Genomic DNA, 24,926 nt, shown 5'->3' on the forward strand with positions numbered 1-24,926 from the left:
CAGCTCCTCGACCACCGGGGGCGGCGGCTCGATCACGGGCGGCGGTGGCTCCGGCGGTGGCGGTTCCACCACGGGCGGCGCCGGCGCGGTGAACTCGATGGTCATGGGCGGAATCCGCGGCGGTACTTCCGGCAGCGGCGGCGTGGGTTTCTGGCTCAGCCAGTGCAGCACGGCGCCATGCAGGACCAGGGCGAAGGCGCCCAGCAGCCAGGCTTCGCGGCGGCTGAGCACACGGCTGTCGCCGGGGCTGCGGAAGACCGTGCGGTCCAGCGCCTGGCGTACCGGCACACCGAGGTCGCGGACCTCGCCTGGGCGGCGAACTTCCTGCCAGTGCAATTCACGGCCGCTGTCGGCTTCGAGGACATTGCCCATGGGCAAGACTCCTGGGGATAAAAAGGCCCGGCCTGTGCCACCGGGCTTGTTGAATTGGCAGCCGGCTCAAGGCCGGCGAGATGGCCGAGCTAGAGCGGTCGGCCATGGAGAGATGATCGGGCGGGAGACTTATCTCATAAAGTAATTTTTAATGATTCTGTAATTACTTTTAGGAATATACGTTTTTAAGTACATGAATTTAAAAGACAATTTCTTATGCATGCCTTGAGAACATCGAAAATATGCCCGGCAGGCATCGAATGCCCCCGTAGGTTGGTCCGAGCGCAGCGAGGCCCAACATCGCGCAGTGCCGGATGCCTTCGTTGGGCTTCGCGTAGCTCAGACCAACCTACAAATCAGCCAAACCTGTCAGCGCGGTAGCCGCACGGCTTTCGGGGCGCGCGGCGCACCCTACAAACGCAAAAGCCCCCAGCGAATCGCTCCGGTGGGGGCTTTTGATTGGAGCAATCAGCTTTTGCGCAGGGTCTGGCTGCGCTGCCCGTCGATGCTCACCGGCACATCACCGGCCAGGGTCACGCGGCGGACGATGCGCGGCTGGGTGTCGTAGTCGTCGACGGCGTAGTGCTGGGTTGCGCGGTTATCCCAGATCGCCACATCGCCGGCCTGCCAGCGCCAGCGCACGGTGTTCTCCAGGCGAGTGACATGCCCCTGGAGCACGGAGAACAGGTGTGCCGAATCCGGCTGGGAGAAACCCTTGATGCGTTTGACGAAGTGCCCCAGCAGCAACGTCCGCTCGCCGCTCACCGGATGCACCCGCACCACCGGATGCTCGGTTTCATACACGGTGGAGGTGAACACCTTGCGGTACTGCTCCAGCTTCTCGGCGCTGACATGGGGGCGCGTGGCGGCATAGTCGTATTCGTTGCTGTGCACGGCCCAGAGCTTGTCGGCCAGCTCGCGCAGGGGTGCGGGCAGATCCTGGTAGGCGGTGGCGGTGTTGGCCCAGACGGTGTCGCCGCCAGCGGCCGGGGCCGTCACGCTGCGCAGGATGGAGGCCTTGGGATAGGCGTCGACGAAGGTGACGTCGGTGTGCCAGGAGTTGGCGCGCTGCCCTTCGGCGCCGTCCAGTTGCAGCAGGTAATGGGTGCCCTCGCGCACTGGCACGGTGGGGTGCGCCACCGGCTCGCCGAGCAGCTTGGCGAAGGCTTCCTGGCCCTGGTCGTCCAATTGGGTCTGGCCGCGGAAGAAGATCACCTTGTACTGGATGAGAGCGGCCTGGATGGCCTCGAGGCTGGCGGCACCCAGGTTGCCGGACAGGGTCACGCCCCTGATCTCGGCGCCGATGCGACCGGCAACGGGATGGATGTCGAGTTCAACGGCCTGTTGTTGGGCCAGTGCGGCAGTGCTCATGGTGCGGTCCTCACGGTCAGGGGAGATGCGCCATATACTTATTCGATATACGTCTAATAATTTATCGAATACGCATTTGACGGAATAAGAGCCTGCATTTAAAACCCCAGCCAATGCCGCGACAAATGCCTTCGCCCTATATTTTCGATGCCGGAAAAGCACCATGGACCTGCGCCAGCTCCGTTACTTCATCGCCTTGCTCGAACACCGCAGTTTTGTCCGCGCGGCCGACGCCATGGGGATTACCCAACCGGCCTTCAGCCGCAGCATCCAGGGCCTGGAGCAGAATTTCGGCTGCCAGTTGGTGGACCGTGGCAGCAAGGACCTGCGCCCCACCCCGGAAGGCCAGGTTGTGCTGCAGCACGCCCTGCGCCTGGTTCAGGGCGCGAGCAACCTGGCGCGCGAAATCGACCAGATGACCAAGCTGGATGCCGGCGAGCTGTACTTCGGCAGCGGCCCCGCGCCAGCCGCCAGGCTGGTGCCCGACGCCCTCGCCGTATTCATGCAGCGCTACCCGCGCATCCGCACCCATTTCGAGGTGAATAACTGGGAGGTGCTGGGACGCCGCCTGGCCCGGGACGAGATCGAATTCTTCATCGCCGACGTGCGCCAGTTCGAGGCCGACCCGAGTTTCCAGACCCAGCCGCTGACACCCCGTTACGGCCGCTTCTTCTGCCGCCAGGGGCACCCGCTGCTGCTCAAGGAGAGCCTCTCCACCAACGACATGTTCGACTACCCGCTGGCCGCCACGCGGCTGCCGGCGGGCATCCGCAAGCTGCTGGCGAGCTATAGCGGCATGGCGGATTTCCAACTCAGCCTGGAGTGCGACCACGTGCCCACGCTGGTGCAGGTGGTGCGCCAGACCGATGCCATCGGCATCGCCCAGCAGGAAACCATCGCCCCGCTGCTGGAATGCGGTGCGCTGGCGCTGCTGCACTGGCGCAACCTGCCCGATCGGGTGGACAGCCTTGCCGCACGCTGCGGCATCGTCACCCGCACGGGCTATCGCCTGTCCCCAGCGGCGCGGGCACTGATCGACGTGCTGGTGGAGATGGATTCGCTGGAGCAGGCGGCGTAGGGGCAGGACAGGCCAGCCTGGCGTTATTCAATGCGACCCTTGGCGGCCTCATAGACCTCTGAACGCTCACGCCTACCCACAGTGATGACCGTGACAACCAAGCGCTGATCCACCACCTCATAAACAAGGCGATAGCCCACCGAACGCAGCTTGATCTTGTAGCAGTCCGGCATTCCCTTGAGTCGATCCGACTCGACTCGTGGGAGGTCGAGGTGTTCTTTCAGCTTCTTGGCAAACTGCAGCCGGATGGTGGAGTCCAGCTTGTTCCATTCCTTGAGCGCCTTGACGTTGAACGCCAGGCTGAACTTAGGCACGGGTATCGGTCGCTTGTGCGATCAACTCATCGATATCGACTGCTACCGTCGGTTCCCCCTGACGGGCGCGGACCAGTTCGGCCAGACGCAGGTCGTCAATCAGCTCGAGCATGGCTTGATAACGAGCGGGCGGAACGGCGTAGAAAGCCGGTTCATTGCGGTTGAGGATGACCACAGTTTCGCCGTGACCTTCACGAATGGTTCCCATGGGATCACGCTTGAGGTCGGTTACGGAGGCGGCCACATCCGCCAGGATCTGGAAGGGCATTAGAGTCTCCTAAAAGCACCAATAAGAGCACCAATTACAGCACCGAAGGATAACTGCAGGCGGTGGCTTCATGAAGCAGTTTTTCTGGAGAGCTCTCGTTGGCGCGAATGCCCTGTGGATAAAAAAGCCGCCTTGCGGCGGCTTCCATGACTCCCTGTAAAGGACCTCCCTGTCAGCGACTTCCTGTCAGCGCGAGGCCTGTCCCGGCCCCTGCAACGCCGCGTCGAGGAAACGCGGTTCCACCCAGTCGGCAACCTGGAAACCACGGCGGATCAGGCGTTCCTTGGCCGCCAGGTCAACGCCCTGTTGCAGCAGGCCGATGAATTCGGCGTCCAGGTGAGGATCGAAGTAGCGATTCAGGCTTTCCTGGGCCAGGTCGCTGGCGAGGATGCCCGGCGGATAGCTGGCCAGGCTCGATACCAGTTCGACGTACGCAGCCTTGTTGGCATCGTCACGTATCCAGGTCACCGCCTTCTGCTGGGCCTTCACCAGACGTCCCACCACCTCCGGGTACTGGCGGATGAAATCACCGGTGGCCACCAGCACGGCCTGGGTGCTGCCCGCACCGTCGAGGTCACGGGAGTTCAGCGGCAGTTCCGCAAGACCGCGTTCGCGAAGGGCGATCAGGTTGGAGAGCCCCCAGGTCGCGTCGATCTGCTTGGCGGCCAGGGCCGCGCTGGCGGCGTTGAAGTCGAGGTTGATCACCTTCAGGTCACGCTCGCTGAGGCCCTGGCTGGCCAGGGCGCTGGCGAAGGAAAGTTGCAGGGCGGTGCCGCGGAACACCGCCACGCGCTTGCCCTTGAGGTCCTGCAGGCTCTTGATGCCCGAGCCCGGCACCACGCCGAGATAGCTCTTCACGCCACGGGTGTTGGCGCTGATCACCCGGGTATCCAGCCCGTTGGCCTTGCCGACGATTGCGGCCAGGTCACCCAGGTAGGCGAAGTCCACCTGGCCGTTGGCCAGGGCCTCGTTCACCACCGGGCCGGCGCCCTTGAAGAAGCGCCATTCGACGCGGATCCCGTCCTTGGCGAATTCCTCTTCGAAGACCTTCTGGTCGCGTAGCACGTCCACCACGCCCCCCGCGCTGTGCTTCGTCCCAGCACTCAGGTCAGGCACCGCGATGCGGATGGCTTCGGGCTTGGCCGCTTCGGCGTGGGCAACCATGGGGAATGCCCCGAGCACGCCGACCAGCAGGGGTGAGGCGAAGGCCCCGAGTATTTGGTTGAGCAGGGTTTTCATGGCGGGGGGCTCCTTGGCGGGCTGCCGCCGGCAGAGGCCGGCGTTGTGGAACGGAAGCTAGGCGGGCGTCCCCATCGCAAACAAATAATAAAAATTCATTTTTTAATAATTTTTACACCTAAGCCAGGCGGGACGCTGCCTGCAAGGGCGCATGCACAACGCGCATAAAAAATATGAGGCAAACGCATCGGCCTATACCTTCCCGACGCTATCGACTCGTGCTCTTATCCGTTTAAGTCATTAATCCGCAATTTATTATTCTTTTTTTGAATAATATAAGAACCCGTTCGGGAGATGGAAATGAGCCGAACCTTGACCTGGACACCCGCCGCGCTGGCTTTACCCGGCGGGTGGCGGGGCCATTCCGAAGCCCTTCTGCCCTGGCTGCTGCCCCTGGGCCTTGCCCTGCTCTGGGTGCTCGCGAGCCATTACCACTGGATGAGTGAACAAATCCTGCCGGCGCCGTCACTGGTCTGGCAGAGCGCCCTGGAGTTCGGCTCGGGCGAGCTTTGGACCCACCTGTGGATAAGCCTCCAGCGGCTGTTCTGGGGACTGCTGGCGGGCGTCGCTGGCGGACTCTTGCTGGGTACCTGGCTGGGTGCGTCGAAGCGCGCGGAGGCGCTGGTGTACCCCAGCTTCGTGGCCCTGGCGCAGATTCCTACCCTGGCGTGGATTCCCCTGTTCATGCTGTTCTTCGGCATCGGCGAACTGCTCAAGCTGGTGGTGCTGATCAAGGCGGTGGTGGTGCCGGTGACCCTGCATACGCTGGTCGGCGTGCGCGATGCCCAGCCCAAGCTGCGCGAGGCCGCCGCCGTGCTGCGCCTGCCGCGCCACCTGCTGCTCCTGCGCCTGCTGCTGCCCGCCGCCCTGCCCGCCTTCCTCACCGGTTTCCGCCTGGCCCTGGCCACCGGCTGGACGTCGCTGCTGGCGGTGGAGCTGCTGGCCTCCAGCGAAGGCCTGGGCTACCTGATGGTCTGGGGACGCCAGCTGTTCATGCTGGATCTGGTGTTCCTTTGCATCCTGCTCATCGGCCTTGTCGGCGCGCTGATGGACCGAGGCTTCGGGTTCGTCGAACGGCGCGTGCTGCACTGGCCGCAACCCGCCACCGGCGAGCAGCGCCAGCGCAGCGATGCGCGGGGTTGGCGCCGCCTGGAGGGCGCCCTGCTGCCTGCCGCGCTGCTGATTCTCTGGCAGACCAGCAGCAGCCTCGGCTGGGTCGACCGCAACATCCTCGCCTCGCCGCTGGACGTGCTGAACAGCCTCGCGGAGGGTTTCAATGACGGCTCCCTGCCCCATGCCATGCAGCTCAGCCTGCAACGCGCCCTGGCCGGCCTGGTTGTCGGAGGTGGCGCCGGACTCCTACTGGGCTTGCTGCTGGGGCTCTCCAATCGCAGCGAACGGATACTGGGGCCAAGCCTGTCGGCATTGCGTCAGGTCGCACTGTTCGCCTGGGTGCCGTTGCTCACCGCCTGGTTCGGCCTGGGTGAGCTGGCCAAGGTGGTGTTCGTCAGCCTGGCGGCCTTCTTCCCGCTCTTCATCGCCACCCAGCGCGGCATCGCCAGCCTGCCGCCGCAGCTGGGCGAGGCGGCCCGCACCCTGCGCCTGGACCTGCCGAAACGCCTGCAGTTGCTGATCCTTCCCGGCGCAGCCCCGGCCATCTTCGCCGGCCTGCGGCTTTCCCTGATCTACGCCTGGCTGGGGACCATCGGCGCCGAGTACTTCATGCCGTCCGATGGCGGCATCGCAAGCCTGATGCTTGGCGCCCAGCAGATGTTCCGCATGGACCAGGTGATGGCAGCCATGGTGCTGGTGGGCCTGGTCGGCGCCCTGCTCGGCGCCCTCGGACAACGCATCGAAACGCGCGCGACGCGCTGGAGACACGCATGAATGCCTTCAATCCCTCGGCCCGGGAAGCGGCCAACCAGCCCCATTCCATCGCCCCCCTGGTCAGCTTCGACCGGGTCGGCAAGGTCTTCTCGGTGGACGGCCAGGCCTTCGAGGCCATCCAGGACTTCAGCCTGGCGATCAACGAGGGCGAGTTCATCGCCATCGTCGGTTCCAGCGGTTGCGGCAAGTCCACCCTGCTGCGCCTGCTGGTGGGGCTGGATACCGATTTCAGTGGCGAGATCCGTGTGGACGGCGCGCCGGTGCGGGGCATCGGCGGCGAGCGCGGCATCGTGTTCCAGGAACACCGTTTGTTCCCCTGGCTGACGGTGGCGCAGAACATCGGCCTGGGGCTGGTAAACGAAAAACTGACCCAGGGCGAACGTGCCCGGCGGGTCCATGAGTTCGTGCAACTGGTGGGACTGAATGGCTTCGAATCGGCCTACCCGCATCAGCTTTCCGGGGGCATGGCCCAGCGCGTGGCCATCGCCCGCGGCCTGGTGGCCAGCCCACGCATCCTGCTGCTGGACGAGCCTTTCGGCGCCCTCGATGCGTTGACTCGCCAGCAACTCCAGGACGAGCTGCTGGCCATCCGCGAACGCTCGGGCATCACCACCCTGCTGGTCACCCACGACGCCGAGGAGGCAATCTACCTCGCCGATCGCGTAGTGGTGATGGCGCCGAGGCCCGGTCGGATCAAGTCGGTGGTGGAGATCGATCTGCCCCACCCACGACAACGTACGGGGGCGGACTTCCACAGGCTGCGGGAGCAATTGCTGCACCAGCTCACCGGCGATGGCGACTACCTGCCGCCCGTGCTGCACCGCGTCGAAGGAATGCGGCCGGAGTTCATTGCGCTCTGATCAACGTCCACTCCCGGAAACGTTGGGCTTCGCTGCGCTCTGCCCAACCTACGGAAAAGCGCATCGTTGATTGGGCCGATGGAGCCTCGCAATAACCGTAGGTTGCGGCTGAGCTACGCGAAGCCCAACGATTCCCCGCACCGTGTTGGGCTTCGCTGCACGTTCAATCGGCGAGGACGATCTGGTTCTTGCCGCCGCGCTTGGCCTGGTACATGGCCGCGTCGGCACGGGCGTAGAGGCTGTCGAGGTTGCCGTCGTCGCGCAGGTTGGCCAGTCCCTGGCTGACGGTGACGCCGAAACTCTTGCCGTCGACGGTGAAGCTCATCCGCTGCACTTCCCGCTGCAAGCGTTCGGCGATCTGCCACGCCAGCTCCGGCGGGCAGCCGGGCAGGACGGCGGCGAACTCCTCGCCGCCGATGCGGCCGAACAGGTCGCCCCGGCGCAGGGTGTTGGCGCCGCACTGGGCGATGCGCTGGAGTACCTGGTCGCCGGTCTGGTGGCCGTGGGTGTCGTTGATTTTCTTGAAGTCATCGACGTCCATCAGGATGAACGCCAGCGGGCTGCCGAACTGCACCGAGTGCTCGAACTCGCGCTGGGCACATTCGAAGAAGTGCCGGCGGTTGCTGCTCTTGGTCAGCACGTCGGTGGTGGCCAGGCGGTGCAGCTCGCCTTCCAGCTGCTTCTTCTCGGTGATGTCTTCGGCGATACCGACCACGATGGTCGGCTGGCCTTCGCCACCGCTCTGACTGATGAAGCATTTGTCGCTGATCCAGCGCAGTTGGCCGTCGGCGCGGATGATGCGGTACTCGCGCGCCTCGATGGCGCCCTTCTCCAGCACCTCGGCAAAACTCTGCGCGGCGTACTCCAGATCATCCGGATAAATGCAGTTGCGCCATTCGTTGTAGTCCGCCAGCAACAGGGCGGCGGAACGGCCGAACATGGTTTCGTAGGCGGGGCTGACGTAGATGATCCGCTGAGCCTCCCAGTCGAAGGCCCAGAGCACCGCATTCACGCTGCCGAGGAGGCTGCTGAAGATGACCTCGCGTTCGCGCAGCCGTTCGACCTCGCCCCGGCTGTGAAGCAGGGCAAGGGTGAGCTTTTCCAGTTCGCTGGGCGATTCGAGGGACGTTTCCATTCGGCCACTACCTTCATAGGACCTGCCTTCGACAGATTAGGCAGGCAAAAGTGCGAACGGAGTATAAGCCGACGGTCAGGCGTGACTGGCATGACGGAAGGACGAAAAACGGTTGAGCAAACGGTGCAGGACGAACACCGCAACCAGCGTGAGGAACACCGAAACGCACACGGAACTCAGGCGGTAGGCGATGGAGTACACCACGTCGTGCTGCGGGGTGAGGTACTGGCCGAAGACGATGGCCAGGGTGGTCAGCGCACCGAAGCCGATGCCCTGTGCCCCTTCCAGCACATGCAGGCGCGCGCAGCAGAAGGCGGCGGTCCAGTACATCAGGGTCACCAGGGGCAGCACGTCGTAGTGGCTGTAGAGGACCAGTTGCAGCACCAGCCCGATGGCGCAGCCCAGCAGGGTGCCGAGGGCACGGATGCGGCCGGCGAAGCGGATGCCGTTCCAGTGCATGGGAAACAGCACCAGGATCGACGCCACCTGTGCCGACAACGAATCCTTCAGGTCGAAGCTCTGGAACAGCATGAAAGACAGGGTGGCGATGGTCGCCCCGAGCACCGCTTCGTGACGCTGGCTGGGTAGGTCCTTGGCCGGCATCTGCCGGAACGGACGTGGCTCGGCATCGGGGAAAAGGAAGAACATCAGCCAGGCGATCAGGACCGTCAGGCCCGCTGCCACGAGGTTGCTGGTGACCAGGTCGTAGAGATGGGTTTCCGGGTAACTGGCGAAGTGCAGCTGGATGGAGAGAAACACGCTACCCAGTGCACCGAACATGAACAGCGGCCCCTGGGCCATCAGGCGGAAGCGCCAGAAGAACGCCAGGAAAGCCAGCGGCACGATCATTTGCGGGCGGTCGCCAAACAGGCCGTAGATCACCAGCACCTCGACGCTCACCACCACCGCCTGAAGCAGGAACTGCCGCACGACATGGGCATCGATCACCGGCGTGAGGCCGAGCAGCAACATGGGGTAGACGCAGAAGAACGAGCCGTTGTCCCAGCCCATCAATTTACAGATGAACAGCCCGAGGGTGCCGCCGCCGGCAAGACGCAGGCACTGCCTGAGATCATTTTCCGTCAGAGCTGTCCTGCGGCTCATCAGTACACGTAATGCAGGATGCTGATGGCGGCGATCTGCACGCGGCCGAACAGGTCGGCCAGGCGCGAGTCACCGGGGTAGAGCTGCACCGTCGCCTTGGCGCCGCTGGGCAGTGTGTAGGGCAGGGCTTCGGTGAGACTGACATGCAAGCGCTGGCGCTGGGCATCGCGTACCCAGCGGTCGGAGACTGCTGGCGCGGCGAGGTCGCCGTTGGCGTCGAGCTGGCCTTCCTTCACGCCGGCATCGATGGCGCTGACCCTGGCCGCGAAAATGTGGCCGGGCAAGGCATCGAACACCACCGCGGCGCTGTCCTCCAGGCGCACGTAGCGCAGGGCCTTCTCGCGGAAATCGGCGCTGATGTCCGCTTCGTCCGCCACCAGCGCGGCCACCGGGTTGCCGGCATGCAGGAAGGCGCCCGCGGACAGCTGCAGATTGCTCAGGGTGCCGGCGCGCTCGGCGCGGACTTCGCTGTATTCCAGTTGCAGGCGCGCCTGCTCCAACGCGTTTCGCGCCTGGCGCAGGCGCAGGTTGTCGTCTCCGGCATCGCCGCGCTGGGCCATCAGCTCGCGAATGCGCGCTCCGGCGGCGCTCAACCTGGCCTGGGCGGCCTGGCGCTGCGCTTCGGTCTGTTCAAAGAGCTGGCGCGACACGTGCTGGCTCTGCACCAGGCGCCCGAGGCGCGCGGCTTCACGTTGCAGTTCGCTGGCCGCAGCCTGGGCGGCGACCTGGCCGGCACGGGCAGCGGCGATGGCGGCGTCGAGCTGGCGGTTGTCCTGCTCGGCCTGCTCCAGCGCCAGTTCGGCCGAGCGCACGGCCAGGTGAAAGGGTTCGGGGTCGAGACGAAACAGCACCTGGCCCGCGTCGACGTGCTGGTTGTTGCTGACGGCCACGTCCAGTACCTGGCCATCCACGCGGGGGGCGATGCGCAGCACCGGGCGGGTCAGTTGCGCCTGGGGCGTGATGGGCATCCACAGGTCCGCCGCGAGGAAGTAGGCGAACAGCAGGACGAACAGGACGATGGCCGCCTGGACCCGCCTGGCGAATCTTTGATCCGGAGTCATGCGTACCTCGAAGGGACCCGCAGTGAGCGCGGGTGGAGAAGACCGGAACGGCAAGACCTCAGCCATTGCCGCCCTTGGGCACAAAGTATATTTACCGTGGAATCAGGGATAATCTCCCACTTGCGAGAAGCAGCCTTACACAAGGGGTAACAATGGACACGCTCCACAGCATGCGGGTTTTCGTGCGGGTGATAGACACCGGCAGCTTCACCGCCGCCGCCCAGGCCATGGACCTGTCCACCGCGCAAGTTTCGCGACTGGTATCGGAGCTGGAACAGCAGCTTCAGGCGCGCCTGCTGCATCGCACCACCCGCCGCCTGGCGCTGACCGAGGTGGGCGAGCGCTATCTGCAACGCTGCCGACAGATCCTCGGTGAAGTCGACGAGGCCGCTGCCGAGGCGCGTGGCGCCCACCTCAAGCCCCACGGCCGCCTGCGCGTGCACACCATGACCGGCCTCGGCCTGCAGCACCTCACGCCGCTGGTGGCGCGCTACTCCGAACTCTATCCGGAAGTGGTGGTGGAATTGACCCTGTCGCAGCGCACCCCCGACCTGCTGGAAGACGGTCACGACGTCATCATCACCTTCGCCCGCGAGCTGCCCGATTCACAGATGGTCGCCCAAGTGCTGGGGCCGATGTTCAGCGTGCTTTGCGCAGCCCCCGCCTACCTGAAGAAACACGGCGTGCCCGTCAGCCCGGTGGACCTGCAACATCACCGCTACCTGCGATTGCTGGACCCACTCTATGAGGACAGCTGGGTGTTCAACGGCGAGCAGGGCGAGTTCAACGTGCTGCCGGCCGAGAGCTTCCAGGTCAACGTGGCCGAGTCCCTGGCCAAGGCCGCGCAGGCGGGCATGGGCGTCTGCCTGCTGCCCTCCTTCGTCGCCTGCCCGCCCGTACGCGAAGGCAAGCTGCTGCGGCTGCTGCCGGAATACCGCCTGCGCGAGCGCAACATCTACGCCATCTACCCGTCACGGCGCTTCCTCGACGCCAAGATCAAGACCTGGGTGGAGTTCCTCAAGGCTGAGCTGCCTCCACTGCTGACTCAGGACGAAGCGCTGCTGGAAGACCCGAAGCGCTGGGCGATCAACGCGAAACTGTTGCGAAAAGAGAAATAGTTCTTCACTGAAACCGCTATTTTTCCGCTTTCCTGACCTCCCTAAGATGGCGCCATGTTTCGCAAGAAACCATCCGAGAGGTTAAAGATATGCAACGCAATGCACTTTTTACTGCCGTTTTCGCCGTATTTTCCCTGTTTTTCGCGCAACTGACGCTGGCTGAAGAATCCAACACCTTTGTTGCACGTAATGCAGCTCTGGCCGAGCAGCGCGCCGATGCCGCCCAGCAGGAAGCCATCGCCAAGCAAGGCGCTGAGCAACAGCAGCAGTCCGAGGCTCACCAGGACAGCTGATCCCTGCCCCCCTGTTCTCCACCTCCTGACGTTGATGCGTGACAGCTCCTATATCGACGTCCTGTTCAGGCCGCTCATGATGAGCGGCCTTTTTTTTGCCTGTAGGAAATAGCGGGGAGCGACCTGGGGCAGTTGCGCTGCCCTTGGCGATTGAAATCGCCCCTACAGGGAACGCGAGTCCTTTCTGCATCATCAATGCAGTTCGGAACTCCGCCTTGTGGGGGCGAATTCATTCGCTAATCGGACCGCAAGTTCCGCCTGCAATGCCCATCGCGATTGAAATCGCCCCCACAGGAAAAGCAAGCCCTTCCTGCAGCACCGAAGCAATTCGGAACTCCGCCTTGTGGGGGCGAATTCATTCGCCAACCGAGCCGCAGGTTCGGCCTGCAATGCCCATCGCGATTGAAATCGCTCCCACAGGAAAAGCCCCTCGCCGGCCCCAGAAAGCAAAAAGGCCGGCATTTCTGCCGGCCTTTTTGTGGGCGCTTCCGTTGTCAGGCCGCGGTGGCCGGACGCAGGGAGTAGGTCTTCAGCTGTTCGGCGAAGTCGCGCAGGGACTGGATGCCACTGGCTTCGGCGTCGTGGATCCACTGCTTCATCGCTTCGAGCATGTCGTGGCCGTTGGCGCTGGTCTTGACCCAGATCTGCTGCAGCGCCAGGCGCTTCTCGTAGATCACCTTGAGGGCCTGGCTCTGCTCCAGCATGGCGGCGATGCGCGCCTGGTGGGTTTCGTCGAGCAGGCTGGTCTCGCGGGACAGCAGGCGCTTGGCGCGGCGGAACAGGTGGCGCACCGACTCGTCGGCCTTGGCGAGTTCCTGCTTCACCAGCGGAGCGATCACCAACTTGCGGTACTGGGCCATGATCTGGAAGCGGTTGTTGAGGATGGCCATGGCAGTGTCCATGTCCAGGCTGCCCTTGCCTTCGACGCGGTGGGCGATGGGCGCCACACGCTGCACCTTCGCCATGCCAAGGAAGCTGAACAGCTTGATCCAGGCCCAGCCCATGTCGAACTCCCATTTCTTCACCGACAGCTTGGCGGAGTTCGGATAGGTGTGGTGGTTGTTGTGCAGCTCTTCGCCGCCGATCAGGATGCCCCAGGGCACCAGGTTGGTCGCGGCGTCGCGGCATTCGAAGTTGCGATAGCCGATGGCGTGGCCCAGGCCATTGATGACGCCTGCGGCCCAGACCGGGATCCACATCATCTGCACGGCCCAGATGGTAATGCCGCCAGCACCGAACAGCGCCAGATCGATCAGGGCCATCAGGGTCACGCCGCCAATCGGGTAGCGGCTGTAGACATTGCGCTCCATCCAGTCATCCGGGCAGTTCTTGCCATAGATGCGCAGGGTTTCTTCATTCTTCGCTTCTTCCGCGTACAGCTCCGCGCCCTTGCGCAGGACGGTGCCCAGGCCCTTGATCACCGGGCTGTGGGGGTCGTCAGCGGTTTCGCACTTGGCGTGGTGCTTGCGGTGGATGGCGGTCCACTCGCGGGTGTTCATGGCGGTGGTCAGCCACAGCCAGAAACGGAAGAAATGCTTGAGCGCCGGATGCAGCTCCAGCGAGCGGTGCGCCGAGTAGCGGTGCAGATAGACGGTGACGCCGACGATGGTGATGTGGGTCATCACCAGGGTGACCGCCACCAGTTGCCACAGCGACAGGTCGAGAAAACCGTTGTACCACATGGATGGTATTGCCTCGGGTGAAGTGAATCGGGGCTTTGTTGCGCGAATCTGGCTCGATTATCACAAAGCGCCCGTAGAAAACCATCCTCTCTTTTAGATAGAAAGCCCCCCGGTCGTCGGTTGCTCCTATAATGCGCGACTCTCCGTGTGACCCCTGCCAGGAAGGCCGCGCCCATGCGTTCCAAGTTCAGCGCCCTGCGACTGGTGCTGCCCTACTTCATCATCGCCAGTCTCTGGGTGCTTTTCAGCGACCGGGCACTGCTTGCCCTGGTGGGCGACCGCGTACTGCTGGATGAACTGCAGACCGCCAAGGGCCTGCTCTTCGTGCTGGTCACCAGCCTCCTGCTGTTCGCCCTTGCGTGCTGGTATCTGCGCCGCCTCAAGGTCTATCTGGATGCCCGGCGCGCCCACGAAAGCAGCCTGCGCCAGGCCGCCGCCGTATTCGACAGCACCCAGGAAGGCGTGCTGGTCACGGATGCCGAAAGCCGCATCGTCCACGTCAACCGCGCCTTTTCCCGCATCACCGGTTTCGAGGAGTCGCAGGTCCTGGGCGAAAATCCGCGCATCTTCAGTTCCGGCCGCCATGCGCCGACCTTCTACAAGGCCATGTGGAACGCGCTGGACAACCGCCGCGAATGGAGCGGCGAGGTGTGGAACCGGCGCAGGAACGGTGAGATTTATCCGCTCTGGCAAAACATCCGCGCCATCCACGACGAAGACGGCCAGCTGACCCACTATGTGGCGGTGTTCTCCGACGTCAGCGCGATCAAGCGCTCGCAGCATGAACTGGATTTCCTCGCCCATCACGATCCGCTGACCAACCTGCCCAACCGCCTGCTCTTCACCGAACGCGTCGAGCAGGTGCTGGAACGTGCTAGCCGTGAGAAGCAGAACGGCGCGTTGTTGCTGCTGGACCTCGATCACTTCAAGCACATCAATGAAAGTTTCGGCCACTCCCATGGCGACCTGCTGCTGAAGATGGCCGGCGTGCGCCTGCAAGGGCTGATGGAAGGCGGCATGACCCTGGCGCGACTGGGCGGTGACGAGTTCGGCGTGCTCTGGGACAACTGCCCCCAGGCCGAACAGGCCGCGGCCCTGGCAGAGCGAATTCGCACCGAGCTGGCGACCCCGTTCCGCCTGGGCGGCCATGACCTGTTCATCAGCACCAGCCTCGGCATCAGCCTGTTCCCGGACACCGATGCCAATGTCGAGCAGGTGATGCGCAACGCCGACTCGGCCCTGTTCAAGGCCAAGAGTTCGGGACGCGATGCCTATGCCTTCTACAGCCAGGAACTGACCGAACAGGCGCGCCAGCGTGTCGAACTGGTCAGCGCCCTGCGCCAGGCCCTGGAGCTGGGTCAGTTGCGGGTCCACTACCAGCCCATCCAGCGCCTGGCCGATGGCCAACTGGTCGGCTTCGAGGCGCTGGTGCGCTGGGCGCATCCCGAGCGTGGCCTGGTACCGCCTGGGGAATTCCTGCCGATCGCGGAGCAGAGCGGGTTGATCGCCAGCATCGATGCCTGGGTACTGGAACAGGCCTGTCGCCAGATGCGCTGCTGGCTGGAGCAGGGGCACGCCTTGTCTTTCATGGCGGTGAACCTGTCCTGTCGGCTGTTCCACCGCACCGAGCTGGACAGTGAGGTGGCGCGGGTTCTGGCCGCCACGGGTCTTGCGCCGGAATACCTGGAGCTGGAAATCACCGAAAGCGCGGTGATGGAAGACCCGGACACCGCCGAAGCCCTGCTGGGGCGATTGCGCGCGCTGGGCGTGCGCCTGGCCATCGACGACTTCGGCACGGGCTACTCCTCGCTGCAGCGCCTCAAGCGCCTGCCGGTGCAGAAGCTGAAGCTCGACCAGAGCTTCGTGCGCGGCTTGCCGGACGACAGGAACGATATCGCCATCGCTCGCGCCGTTACCGCCCTGGGGCACAGTCTGGGCATCAGCGTGCTGGCCGAAGGTATCGAGGTGGACGCCCAGGCCAGCTTCCTTCGCGAGCTGGGCTGCGACTATGGACAGGGCTACCTGTTCAACCGCCCCTTGCCGGTGGAAGCACTCGAGAGGCTCTGGTCAGCGGCCTGAAGTCGACATGTTCGAGCGTGCCTGGCATGGGACGCACCGGCCCGCCGGCACCTGAGCGACGCACAAGTGAATTCGGTTATATAAAAATTCTTAAATAGTATTTTTAAGAATATTCCCTGCTTGCTTAAGATTCGCTCCACGCCACGCGGAATACCCTTCCTGACCCACGCCGCGGGCCCCATTTCTAGGAGCACGACCATGAGCGCAACCCTTCGTAGCGTGGAAGGCCAGGACGAGGCCAGCATCCTGCGTGAAATCCAGAGTGCCCTGCACGGCCTGCGTTTCGGCTCGGTGGAGATCACCGTGCACAACGGCCAGGTGGTGCAGATCGAACGCAAGGAAAAATTCCGCCTGCAGCAACCGAACCAGCGCGGTAACTGATTCAAAAGGACACCGTTCAAGCCTAACCAGGCTTGAAGCCCGACCGGACTGCCGGAGGGCGTTTCGACGAACACCACCAAACAGCCCTAGCCAACACCTAAAAAAAATTCCAGTTCCAGGAGCTTTGATAATGTCGATTCGCCGTTTCGCCCTCGCCGCCCTCGCCAGCGCCCTGATCGCCGGCCCGGCCGCCGCAGCCACCGAACTGCTCAACGTGTCCTACGACCCGACCCGTGAGCTCTACCAGGAATACAACGCTGCCTTCGCCAAGCACTGGAAGGCCGAAGGTGGCGACGACCTGAAAATCCAGCAATCCCACGGTGGCTCCGGCAAGCAGGCCCGCGCCGTGATCGACGGCCTGAAGGCCGACGTGGTGACCCTGGCCTTGGCCGGCGACATCGACGAGCTGCAGAAGCTCGGCAAGCTGATCCCGGCAGACTGGCAGGCGCGCCTGCCGCAGAACAGCACCCCCTACACCTCGACCATCGTGTTCCTGGTGCGCAAGGGCAACCCCAAGGGCATCAAGGACTGGGGCGACCTGACCAAGCAAGGCGTTGAAGTCATCACCCCGAACCCGAAGACCTCCGGCGGTGCGCGCTGGAACTTCCTGGCCGCCTGGGCCTGGGCCAAGAAGCAATACGGTAGCGACGCCAAGGCACAGGAATACGTGAAGGAGCTGTACAAGCACGTACCGGTGCTGGATACCGGCGCCCGTGGCTCGACCATCACCTTCGTCAACAACCAGATCGGCGACGTACTGCTGGCCTGGGAAAACGAAGCCTTCCTGGCTCTGAAAGAGCAAGGCGGCGAGAACTTCGAGATCATCGCGCCGAGCCTGTCGATCCTGGCCGAGCCGCCGGTATCGGTGGTCGACAAGAACGTCGACAAGAAGGGCACCCGCAAGGTCGCCGAAGCCTACCTGCAGTACCTGTACAGCGAGGAAGGCCAGCGCATCGCGGCGAAGAACTTCTACCGCCCGCGTAATGAGAAAGTCGCGGCCGAGTTCGCCAAGCAATTCCCGAAACTGGACCTGGTGACCGTGGACAAGGACTTCAACGGCTGGAAAGAAGCTCAACCCAAGTTCTTCAACGACGGCGGCATCTTCGACCAGATCTACCAGGCGCAGTAACGATGATGGGTTTCGCAAGCTCTACCCATCCTACGAGACCCGTTCCGTAGGATGGGTACGGAGCGAAACCCATCGAAAAGCGCTCCAGGGAGGGAGCAAAACCAGGCCTGATCCACGGATCGGGCCTGTTTGCTGGAAGCGGCTCGACGGGGCCGGCTCCGGAAAACCAAGCGTTCCAACGCAGAGTAAGGACAGAACATGTCACGACGCATCTCCCCGGTCATACCCGGCTTCGGGCTGACCCTGGGATACACACTGGTGTATCTCAGCCTGCTGGTCCTGATTCCCCTGGGTGCCCTGTTCCTCAAGACCACCGAGCTGACCTGGGTCCAGTTCTGGACCATCATCAGCGCCCCCCGCGTGATCGCGGCCCTCAAGCTCAGTTTCGGCACCGCCCTGGCTGCCGCCGTGATCAACGGCATCATCGGCACCCTGCTGGCCTGGGTCCTGGTGCGTTACGACTTCTTCGGCCGCAAGGTCATCGACGCCATGGTCGATCTGCCCTTTGCGCTGCCTACAGCGGTCGCCGGCATTGCCCTCACCGCGCTCTATGCACCCGCCGGCCTGGTGGGCCAGTTCGCCACCGACCTCGGTTTCAAGATCGCCTACACCCCGCTCGGCATTACCCTGGCGCTGACCTTCGTCACCCTGCCCTTCGTGGTGCGGACGGTGCAGCCGGTGCTGGCCGACATTCCCCGTGAGGTGGAGGAAGCGGCCGCCTGCCTCGGCGCCAAGCCGCTGCAGATTTTCCGCCATGTCCTGCTACCGGCTCTGCTACCCGCCTGGCTGACCGGTTTCGCCCTGGCCTTCGCCCGTGGCGTGGGTGAGTACGGCTCGGTGATCTTCATCGCCGGCAACATGCCGATGAAGACCGAAATCCTGCCGCTGCTGATCATGGTCAAGCTGGACCAATACGACTACACCGGCGCCACCGCCATCGGCGTGCTGATGTTGGTCGTCGCCTTCGTCCTGCTGCTGCTGATCAACCTGCTGCAACGCCGCATCGAGACCCCGTGAGGAGAGCGCCATGAGTTCCGCAAGCCTGACCGCCGCATCCTCCGCCAACGCCGCCCGCCGGGGCAGCGCGCTGGGTCGTCGCATCCTGATCATTTCCGCCTGGCTGGCCTTCGCCCTGTTCCTCCTGCTGCCGCTGCTGGTGGTACTGAGCGAGGCATTGAAGGACGGCCTGGGTACCTTCTTCACCGCCATCTTCGAGCCGGACGCCCTTTCCGCGCTGAAACTGACACTGATCGCCGTGTTCATCTCGGTGCCGCTCAACCTGGTGTTCGGCGTCGCCGCCGCCTGGTGCGTGAGCAAATACGAGTTCCGCGGCAAGAGCCTGCTGGTCACCATGATCGACCTGCCGTTCTCGGTGTCTCCGGTCATCGCCGGCCTGATCTACGTGCTGCTGTTCGGCGCCCAGGGCTACTTCGGTGAGTGGCTGCAGGACCGCGACATCCAGATCGTCTTCGCCGTACCCGGCATCGTCCTGGCCACCATCTTCGTGACCTTCCCCTTCGTCGCCCGCGAACTCATCCCGCTGATGCAGGAACAGGGCACCCAGGAGGAAGAAGCCGCACGCCTGCTCGGCGCCAACGGCTGGCAGATGTTCTGGCACGTGACCCTGCCGAACATCAAATGGGGCCTGATCTACGGCGTGGTGCTCTGCACCGCGCGGGCGATGGGCGAGTTCGGCGCGGTGTCGGTGGTGTCCGGCCACATTCGCGGCGTTACTAACACCCTGCCGCTGCACGTCGAAATCCTCTACAACGAGTACAACCACGTCGCCGCCTTCAGCGTCGCCAGCCTGCTGCTGGTGCTCGCCCTGTGCATCCTTCTGCTCAAGCAGTGGAGCGAGTCGCGCCTGTCCCGTCTCAAGTCGAATGCTGATGAGGAGTAACCACCGTGAGCATTGAAATCCGCAACGTCAGCAAGAACTTCAACGCCTTCAAGGCCCTCAACGAGATCAGCCTGGATATCCACAGCGGCGAACTGGTGGCGCTGCTCGGCCCATCCGGCTGCGGCAAGACCACCCTGCTGCGGATCATCGCCGGCCTGGAAACCCCGGACGTGGGCAGCATCGTGTTCCACGGCGAGGACGTCTCCCAGCACGACGTGCGTGATCGCAACGTCGGCTTCGTGTTCCAGCACTACGCCCTGTTCCGCCACATGACGGTGTTCGACAACGTCGCCTTCGGCCTGCGCATGAAACCCAAGCGCGAGCGTCCGAGCGAGAAGCAGATCGCCGAGAAGGTCCATGAGCTGCTGAACATGGTGCAGCTGGACTGGCTCTCCGACCGCTACCCTGAGCAGCTCTCCGGTGGCCAGCGCCAGCGTATCGCCCTGGCCCGCGCCCTGGCGGTGGAGCCGAAGATCCTGCTGCTCGACGAGCCCTTCGGCGCCCTCGACGCCAAGGTGCGCAAGGAGCTGCGCCGCTGGCTGGCGCGCTTGCACGAGGAGATCAACCTGACCTCCGTGTTCGTGACACACGACCAGGAAGAAGCCATGGAAGTGGCCGACCGCATCGTGGTGATGAACAAGGGCGTGATCGAGCAGATCGGCGCACCGGGCGAGGTCTACGAGAACCCGGCCAGCGACTTCGTCTACCACTTCCTCGGCGACTCCAACCGCCTGCACCTGGGCGACGACCAGCACCTGCTGTTCCGCCCCCATGAAGTCTCGCTCTCGCGCTCCGAAGTGGCCGAACACCGCGCCGCCGAAGTCCGCGACATCCGCCCCCTGGGCGCCATCACCCGGGTGACCCTGAAGGTGGACGGCCAGGACGAACTGATCGAGGCCGAAGTGGTGAAAGACCACGACAGCCTGGTGGGCCTGGTGCGTGGCGAAACGCTGTTCTTCAAACCCAAGGCCTGGCAGAAGGCGGCGGGGTTCTGAGCGCCTTCCCTCCTCTGTAGGTTGGGCTGAGCGAAGCGAAGCCCAACGCAACGGAGCTCACTCCCGAACGGTGTTGGGCTTCGCTTCGCTCTGCACCAACCTACGTAGCAATCCTGCATTCCACACTTCGCCCCACGCCGAATCATCCCCATCCCGTCATACGGATACTGGCCACGAATTCACCGGCGCGCGAACCAGCGCCCCACACAAGGAGTGAACCCGTGGCCGATTCCCTGATTGCCTACCTGCCGCTGATTGCCGCCACCTTCCTGCTCGCCGGCACGGTGAAGGGCGTTGTCGGCCTTGGCCTGCCCACCATTTCCGTCGGGCTGCTGGGGCTGGTGATGCCGCCCATGCAGGCTGCCGCCCTGCTGATCGTGCCGTCCATGGTCACCAACATCTGGCAGCTCGCCGCCGGCAGCAGCCCGCTGGCCATGCTGCGTCGCCTGTGGCCGATGCTCGCCGGCATCTTCGTCGGCACCTGGGCCATGGCCTGGGTGGTGAATGCCGCCGACCTGCCCGGCGCGACCTCGATCCTCGGTATCGCCCTGGTGGTCTACGCGGTGCTCGGGCTGGCATCGGTGCGCTTCGCCGTGGCGCCGGCCAATGAAGGCTGGCTGGGACCGGTGATCGGTGCGGTGACTGGCGCCCTGACGGCCCTGACCGGGGTTTTCGTGATCCCGGCGGTGCCTTACCTGCAGGCCATCGGCCTGGAAAAGGATGAACTGGTGCAGGCCCTCGGGCTGTCCTTCAGTGCCTCCACCATTGCCCTGGCGGTGAGCCTCGGCCACAGCGGCGAGCTGCTGCAACCGGCGGTTCTGGGCGCTTCCCTGTTGGCCCTGGTACCGGCACTGCTGGGCATGGCCGGCGGCCAGTGGCTGCGCAAACGCATCAGTGCCGAACGCTTCCGCCGCTGGTTCTTCATCGGCCTGCTGCTGCTCGGCAGCGACCTGGCCCTGCGCGGCCTGTTCTGAGGCATGGGCGCCGGCTCAGGTGGCCGGCGCCGATTTCCCCTCACGCAGCCACAGCCTGGCAGCGGCGCAGGCCGAAGAACTCCAGCTCGGCGAGTACGCCCACCGCCACGGCCTGGCCGATCACGAAGACCTTGCCCAGCAGGGTCGGCTCCACCCACCCCACCGCCAGTAGCGAGAGGCTGTCGATCACCCACACGGCGTTGATCGCCAGTACCGCCCAGATCCAGCCACGGCGCACCGTCGCCCGATTGGCCAACCAGCCGAGCGCCAGGGCGAAGGGCAGCAAGCCGATGCCAGCACCCAGCAGCAACGAACGGGGCAGGCCCAGCAGTTCTTCCAGGGGGCCGGCGGCCAGCGCCAGCAACAGGCCCATGGCACCACTGGCCAGGGCATCGGCTTGCAGGGCACGGCGCAGCAGCGGGGACATATCGAGATGAGTCATGGTGGTTCTCCTGTCGATGGGGCGCCGGGGCGGCGCTTGGCGACAGATTTCCGCGAAACCCGCAGCGGGTCGATTACCTGCCAGGTAATGGCCGGGATTCCCTCCCTGGACTATCGTCGGTGCCATGAATACTTCTGCCCACCCCGTCGGCGCCCTGTTGCGCCAATGGCGTCAGCGACGCCGCCTGAGCCAGCTCGACCTCGCCTGCGACGCAGAGATTTCCACGCGTCACCTGAGCTTCGTCGAAACCGGTCGCGCCCATCCCAGTCGCGAGATGCTGCTGCACCTGGCCGAGCAACTGGAGATTCCCCTGCGTGAGCGCAATCGCCTGCTGACCGCCGCCGGCTATGCGCCGCTGTTTTCCCAGCGTGCGCTCGATGACCCGGCGCTGGCCGGCGCGCGCACGGCGGTCGAGCAGTTGCTCAAGGCCCACGAACCCAACCCGGCGCTGGCGGTGGACCGGCACTGGAACCTGCTGGCGGCCAATGGCGCCGTCGCGCCGCTGCTCTCGGGAGTTGCGCCGGAACTGCTGGCACCGCCACTCAACGTGCTGCGCGTGTCCCTTCATCCACAGGGCCTGGCGCCTCACATCGTCAACCTCGGCCAGTGGCGGGCGCACCTGCTGGAGCGCCTGCACCGGGATATCGAAGTCAGCGGCGATGCGGAGTTGCAGGCCCTGTTCGATGAACTCAGCGGGTATCCGGCCCCTCCTCCACCGGAGGGATTTCCCAGCGACGCGGTGCTCGTGCCGCTGCAGTTGCGCACGCCGGTTGGGGTCATCAGTTTCATCAGCACCATCACGGTGTTCGGCACCCCAGTGGACGTCACCCTGGCCGAACTGGGACTGGAAACCCTGTTCCCGGCCGACCCAGCCAGCGCCGAGCTGCTGCGTAAATTGCAGGGCGAAGCCTGAAAACATCGATTCACCCACAACAAATCATTCTTTCGGGTAGTAGCGTGAAACCCACGGCGCAGTAGGCTGTGCCGGCACCCATATCGACTCCTCAGAACAACAAGAACAGGAGCACTCGCCATGATCCGCAAGGTTCTGCTGTACCCGCTGCTCAGCCTTCTACTGGGCGTCGCCATGCCCGTCCTCGCCGCCGAACTTCCTCCCCTGGAACTGGTACAGGTCCACGCCAGCCGCGCCACGGCCAGCCTGCTGCTCTATCGCGGGGAAGGCTTCCAAGACATTCACGCCGAACGAATGCGCAGCGACCTCAAGGTTCTGGATGCCAACTACCAGCGCATCTCCACGCCGAGCGAGGACCTGCGCAAGGCCCATGACGCCTTTGTTACCCAGCTCGACCAGGGCGTTTCCTACGGCCACAAGGAGGAAGACGTGCCGTGGCGCTATCCCCAGGAGCTGGCCAAGGCCCTGCGCGACTTCCTCATCGCGGCCCGCGCCCAGGCCGGCACCGACGAGGCCGAGGCGCTGCCCGCCAAGGTGGAGTACCTCAACGTCCAGTACCTGAGCCGGGCCTACATCGGCACCTTCGAGATATCCCGCGAAAACGGCGACACCTACATCGGCCAGGACGAACGCCGTCTGCTGCCGGCCATCGATGAAGAGCTGGCACCGCTGGACGAAAAAGCCGACCCGTCGCTGGCCAAGCTGAAGACGCGCTGGGGCTTCCTGCGGACTGCACTGAACGATCTGAACAGCGGGAACAATACGATGGTCAGCGCCTCTGGCCGGCCCTATGCGCCGATGATGGTGGACCGCCAGGCGCGGTCGATGAGTGGGCAGTTGTTGGTGTTGGCATCCCTCTCCCCCGTCCCCTCTCCCTGAAGAGGAGAGGGGTGACTCGCGCCTGAAGGTTGCGAGATCGCCGAAAACTCCGGTGTTGTATCTGGAATGAGCGATCGAATGCTGCACGGACCGGCTCCCCTCGCCCTTCAGGGAGAGGGGCTGGGGGAGAGGGTTTCGACGTCAGCTCACACCGCCGCCTTCTTCTCCCGAATGCAGGTCGGGCCCGCACGCTTTTCCACGGCATGCTCGACTTCCTTGCGCAGCCCCAGCAGGAAGCCCAGTTCGGCGACCACGAACAGCGGCCCGATGATCAGCCCGGTGAGGTCGTCGACGAAGGCCGGCTTGCGGCCCTCGTAGTAGTGGCCGACAAACTGGATGATCCAGCCCACGACGAACAGCCCCAGCCCGGCGCCAAGCCAGGTGGCAGTGCCCTGGACGGCGAGGGCCGCGCCGATCCACAGGCTCACTGCCAGCAGCACGGCCATCACCAGGCCGTAGCGCAGGTCGAGGCGGAAGTAGTAGAGCGCCGAAACCAGGCTGACCAGCGCCGCCGGCGACAGCCAGAGGCCGAGGGCTTCGGTCCCCGGACGGGACAGCAAGACAGCGACGGCAACCACGATCAGCGGAATACCGACGAAATGGGTCGCGATGTTGCGGCGGTCGCGGTGGTACTCGGCGTACTGGCCAAGTTGGTCGATGAGGGTTTTCATTGTTGTGTCCTCAGGTTTGCAGGCAGTTGCGCCGATAATGGCGTCATGCCCCTGGCAACCTCTGTCAGCTAGCCGACAAAGCCCATGATCGAATTCAAGCACCATCGCGACCTCCTGCTGACCGGCCAATGGTTCAGCCTGTTGCCCGCCGCCCTGCAGGACGAGCTCCTGGCCATGGCCCAACTGCGCCGACTGGAACCCGGCCAGCGCCTGTTCCGCCGGGGCGATCCGCCCTGTGGACTCTATGCGGTGCTGGAGGGCGCGATTCGCGTCGGCAGCATCAGCGAGAGCGGCAAGGAGGCGTTGCTGGTGCTGGTGGAACCGCCCCACTGGTTCGGCGAGATTTCCCTCTTCGATGGCCAGCCGCGCACCCACGATGCCTTCGCCGAAAGCCAGGTGACCCTGCTCAACCTGCCCCAGACGTCGCTGTTGGCCCTGCTCAAGCGCGAACCCCGCTACTGGCGCGACATCGCCCTGCTGATGAGCCAGAAACTGCGCCTGGCCTTCATCGCCCTGGAGGAAATGAGCCTGCTGCCGGCGCCCCAGCGTCTGGCCAGGCGGTTGCTGATGATCGCCGAGGGTTACGGCGGGCTCTCGGGTCAGCGGCGGGTCATCCAGCTGGCCCAGGAGCAGTTGGCGATGATGCTGGCGATCTCCCGCCAGACCACCAACCAGATCCTCAAGGAACTGGAGGCACAGGGCGCGTTGCGCCTGAACTACGGCGAGATCGAAATCCTCGATCCGGAACGGCTGCGCCGCGCGGCTCAGAGCAAACCGTAAC

General features: G+C 64.4%; 25 protein-coding genes and 1 pseudogene. 15 read left to right on the top strand and 11 right to left on the bottom strand.

Annotated elements, in window-relative coordinates; all coding sequences use genetic code 11:
• Positions 1 to 372, bottom strand: a pseudogene (locus E8E95_RS01050) (energy transducer TonB); the annotation flags it as partial.
• Between the two features lie 468 nt (positions 373 to 840).
• Positions 841 to 1,743, bottom strand: a complete 903-nt coding sequence (locus tag E8E95_RS01055) for a TauD/TfdA family dioxygenase (protein ID WP_280347461.1) — start codon at positions 1,741 to 1,743, stop codon at positions 841 to 843.
• A gap of 163 nt (positions 1,744 to 1,906) precedes the next feature.
• Between E8E95_RS01055 and E8E95_RS01060 the strand changes: the two genes are divergently transcribed.
• Positions 1,907 to 2,821 carry a LysR family transcriptional regulator gene (locus E8E95_RS01060; RefSeq protein WP_280347463.1) on the top strand — a complete coding sequence of 305 codons (915 nt, stop codon included), beginning with the start codon at positions 1,907 to 1,909 and terminating at the stop codon, positions 2,819 to 2,821.
• Between the two features lie 23 nt (positions 2,822 to 2,844).
• On the opposite strand, the gene E8E95_RS01065 is transcribed toward E8E95_RS01060, so the two are convergent.
• From E8E95_RS01065 to E8E95_RS01075, 3 genes are all read right to left on the bottom strand, one after another.
• The gene (locus E8E95_RS01065; protein ID WP_280347465.1) at positions 2,845 to 3,135 is read right to left on the bottom strand and encodes a type II toxin-antitoxin system RelE/ParE family toxin; all 291 of its coding nucleotides are present in this window, start codon (positions 3,133 to 3,135) and stop codon (positions 2,845 to 2,847) included.
• The gene (locus tag E8E95_RS01070) at positions 3,128 to 3,403 is read right to left on the bottom strand and encodes a type II toxin-antitoxin system Phd/YefM family antitoxin (protein WP_199824435.1); all 276 of its coding nucleotides are present in this window, start codon (positions 3,401 to 3,403) and stop codon (positions 3,128 to 3,130) included. The genes E8E95_RS01065 and E8E95_RS01070 overlap by 8 nt, the downstream gene beginning before the upstream one ends.
• Positions 3,404 to 3,589: 186 nt before the next feature.
• Positions 3,590 to 4,642 carry an ABC transporter substrate-binding protein gene (locus E8E95_RS01075; RefSeq protein ID WP_280347472.1) on the bottom strand — a complete coding sequence of 351 codons (1,053 nt, stop codon included), beginning with the start codon at positions 4,640 to 4,642 and terminating at the stop codon, positions 3,590 to 3,592.
• A 300-nt stretch (positions 4,643 to 4,942) separates the two neighbouring features.
• Between E8E95_RS01075 and E8E95_RS01080 the strand changes: the two genes are divergently transcribed.
• Together E8E95_RS01080 and E8E95_RS01085 are read left to right on the top strand one after the other, a co-directional pair.
• Positions 4,943 to 6,529 carry an ABC transporter permease gene (locus E8E95_RS01080; protein ID WP_280347474.1) on the top strand — a complete coding sequence of 529 codons (1,587 nt, stop codon included), beginning with the start codon at positions 4,943 to 4,945 and terminating at the stop codon, positions 6,527 to 6,529.
• A complete protein-coding gene (locus tag E8E95_RS01085) occupies positions 6,526 to 7,389 on the top strand; it encodes an ABC transporter ATP-binding protein (RefSeq protein ID WP_280347476.1) in 864 nt (287 codons plus the stop codon). Before E8E95_RS01080 ends, E8E95_RS01085 begins: the two co-directional genes overlap by 4 nt.
• A 163-nt stretch (positions 7,390 to 7,552) precedes the next feature.
• Here the strand turns inward: E8E95_RS01085 and E8E95_RS01090 are convergent, their stop codons facing one another.
• The 3 genes from E8E95_RS01090 to E8E95_RS01100 form a co-directional block, all read right to left on the bottom strand.
• Positions 7,553 to 8,524 carry a sensor domain-containing diguanylate cyclase gene (locus E8E95_RS01090; protein ID WP_280347478.1) on the bottom strand — a complete coding sequence of 324 codons (972 nt, stop codon included), beginning with the start codon at positions 8,522 to 8,524 and terminating at the stop codon, positions 7,553 to 7,555.
• Between the two features lie 75 nt (positions 8,525 to 8,599).
• Entirely contained in the window at positions 8,600 to 9,628 is a 1,029-nt protein-coding gene (locus tag E8E95_RS01095) for a DUF2955 domain-containing protein (RefSeq protein WP_280347480.1), read from the bottom strand.
• The gene (locus tag E8E95_RS01100; RefSeq protein WP_280347482.1) at positions 9,628 to 10,689 is read right to left on the bottom strand and encodes an HlyD family secretion protein; all 1,062 of its coding nucleotides are present in this window, start codon (positions 10,687 to 10,689) and stop codon (positions 9,628 to 9,630) included. The genes E8E95_RS01095 and E8E95_RS01100 overlap by 1 nt, the downstream gene beginning before the upstream one ends.
• A gap of 152 nt (positions 10,690 to 10,841) precedes the next feature.
• On the opposite strand from E8E95_RS01100, the gene E8E95_RS01105 reads away from it, so the two are divergent.
• Together E8E95_RS01105 and E8E95_RS01110 are read left to right on the top strand one after the other, a co-directional pair.
• Complete coding sequence (locus E8E95_RS01105; RefSeq protein WP_179059526.1) at positions 10,842 to 11,807, top strand: LysR family transcriptional regulator; 966 nt, start codon at positions 10,842 to 10,844, stop codon at positions 11,805 to 11,807.
• A gap of 89 nt (positions 11,808 to 11,896) precedes the next feature.
• The gene (locus E8E95_RS01110; protein ID WP_077524555.1) at positions 11,897 to 12,100 is read left to right on the top strand and encodes a hypothetical protein; all 204 of its coding nucleotides are present in this window, start codon (positions 11,897 to 11,899) and stop codon (positions 12,098 to 12,100) included.
• A 494-nt stretch (positions 12,101 to 12,594) separates the two neighbouring features.
• Here E8E95_RS01110 and desA read toward each other — a convergent pair whose 3' ends face one another.
• On the bottom strand, positions 12,595 to 13,782 hold the full coding sequence (gene desA, locus E8E95_RS01115) for a delta-9 fatty acid desaturase DesA (RefSeq protein WP_280347488.1): 1,188 nt from the start codon (positions 13,780 to 13,782) through the stop codon (positions 12,595 to 12,597).
• Between the two features lie 174 nt (positions 13,783 to 13,956).
• Between desA and dibA the strand changes: the two genes are divergently transcribed.
• The 7 genes from dibA (at position 13,957) to E8E95_RS01150 (ending at position 21,240) form a co-directional block, all read left to right on the top strand.
• On the top strand, positions 13,957 to 15,861 hold the full coding sequence (gene dibA / locus E8E95_RS01120) for a phosphodiesterase DibA (protein ID WP_280347490.1): 1,905 nt from the start codon (positions 13,957 to 13,959) through the stop codon (positions 15,859 to 15,861).
• Positions 15,862 to 16,059: 198 nt separating this feature from the next.
• Positions 16,060 to 16,242 (top strand): sulfur starvation response protein OscA, encoded by a 183-nt coding sequence (gene oscA / locus E8E95_RS01125; protein WP_077524552.1) that lies wholly within the window; start codon positions 16,060 to 16,062, stop codon positions 16,240 to 16,242.
• A 130-nt stretch (positions 16,243 to 16,372) separates the two neighbouring features.
• Positions 16,373 to 17,371, top strand: a complete 999-nt coding sequence (locus E8E95_RS01130; RefSeq protein WP_280347493.1) for a sulfate ABC transporter substrate-binding protein — start codon at positions 16,373 to 16,375, stop codon at positions 17,369 to 17,371.
• A gap of 198 nt (positions 17,372 to 17,569) precedes the next feature.
• On the top strand, positions 17,570 to 18,388 hold the full coding sequence (gene cysT / locus E8E95_RS01135) for a sulfate ABC transporter permease subunit CysT (RefSeq protein WP_077524550.1): 819 nt from the start codon (positions 17,570 to 17,572) through the stop codon (positions 18,386 to 18,388).
• 10 nt (positions 18,389 to 18,398) lie between these two features.
• Positions 18,399 to 19,271, top strand: coding sequence for a sulfate ABC transporter permease subunit CysW (gene cysW, locus E8E95_RS01140; RefSeq protein WP_179059531.1), 873 nt, complete (start codon positions 18,399 to 18,401; stop codon positions 19,269 to 19,271).
• Between the two features lie 5 nt (positions 19,272 to 19,276).
• Entirely contained in the window at positions 19,277 to 20,266 is a 990-nt protein-coding gene (locus tag E8E95_RS01145) for a sulfate ABC transporter ATP-binding protein (protein ID WP_280347497.1), read from the top strand.
• 233 nt (positions 20,267 to 20,499) lie between these two features.
• Complete coding sequence (locus E8E95_RS01150; RefSeq protein WP_107504069.1) at positions 20,500 to 21,240, top strand: sulfite exporter TauE/SafE family protein; 741 nt, start codon at positions 20,500 to 20,502, stop codon at positions 21,238 to 21,240.
• 40 nt (positions 21,241 to 21,280) lie between these two features.
• Here the strand turns inward: E8E95_RS01150 and E8E95_RS01155 are convergent, their stop codons facing one another.
• Entirely contained in the window at positions 21,281 to 21,682 is a 402-nt protein-coding gene (locus E8E95_RS01155) for a hypothetical protein (RefSeq protein WP_280347499.1), read from the bottom strand.
• 124 nt (positions 21,683 to 21,806) lie between these two features.
• Here E8E95_RS01155 and E8E95_RS01160 point away from each other — a divergent pair, with 124 nt between their 5' ends.
• Together E8E95_RS01160 and E8E95_RS01165 are read left to right on the top strand one after the other, a co-directional pair.
• Positions 21,807 to 22,595, top strand: coding sequence for a helix-turn-helix domain-containing protein (locus E8E95_RS01160; protein WP_280347501.1), 789 nt, complete (start codon positions 21,807 to 21,809; stop codon positions 22,593 to 22,595).
• Between the two features lie 120 nt (positions 22,596 to 22,715).
• Positions 22,716 to 23,474: a hypothetical protein gene (locus E8E95_RS01165; protein ID WP_280347503.1), complete on the top strand. Its 759-nt coding sequence runs from the start codon at positions 22,716 to 22,718 to the stop codon at positions 23,472 to 23,474.
• Between the two features lie 146 nt (positions 23,475 to 23,620).
• Here E8E95_RS01165 and E8E95_RS01170 read toward each other — a convergent pair whose 3' ends face one another.
• Positions 23,621 to 24,145 (bottom strand): Mpo1-like protein, encoded by a 525-nt coding sequence (locus E8E95_RS01170; protein WP_280347505.1) that lies wholly within the window; start codon positions 24,143 to 24,145, stop codon positions 23,621 to 23,623.
• An 84-nt stretch (positions 24,146 to 24,229) separates the two neighbouring features.
• Between E8E95_RS01170 and E8E95_RS01175 the strand changes: the two genes are divergently transcribed.
• Complete coding sequence (locus E8E95_RS01175; protein WP_280347507.1) at positions 24,230 to 24,925, top strand: Crp/Fnr family transcriptional regulator; 696 nt, start codon at positions 24,230 to 24,232, stop codon at positions 24,923 to 24,925.
• Position 24,926: the final 1 nt, after the last annotated feature.

This window comes from Pseudomonas sp. BN414 (genome assembly GCF_029871275.1).
GTDB classification, from domain to species: domain Bacteria; phylum Pseudomonadota; class Gammaproteobacteria; order Pseudomonadales; family Pseudomonadaceae; genus Metapseudomonas; species Metapseudomonas resinovorans_C.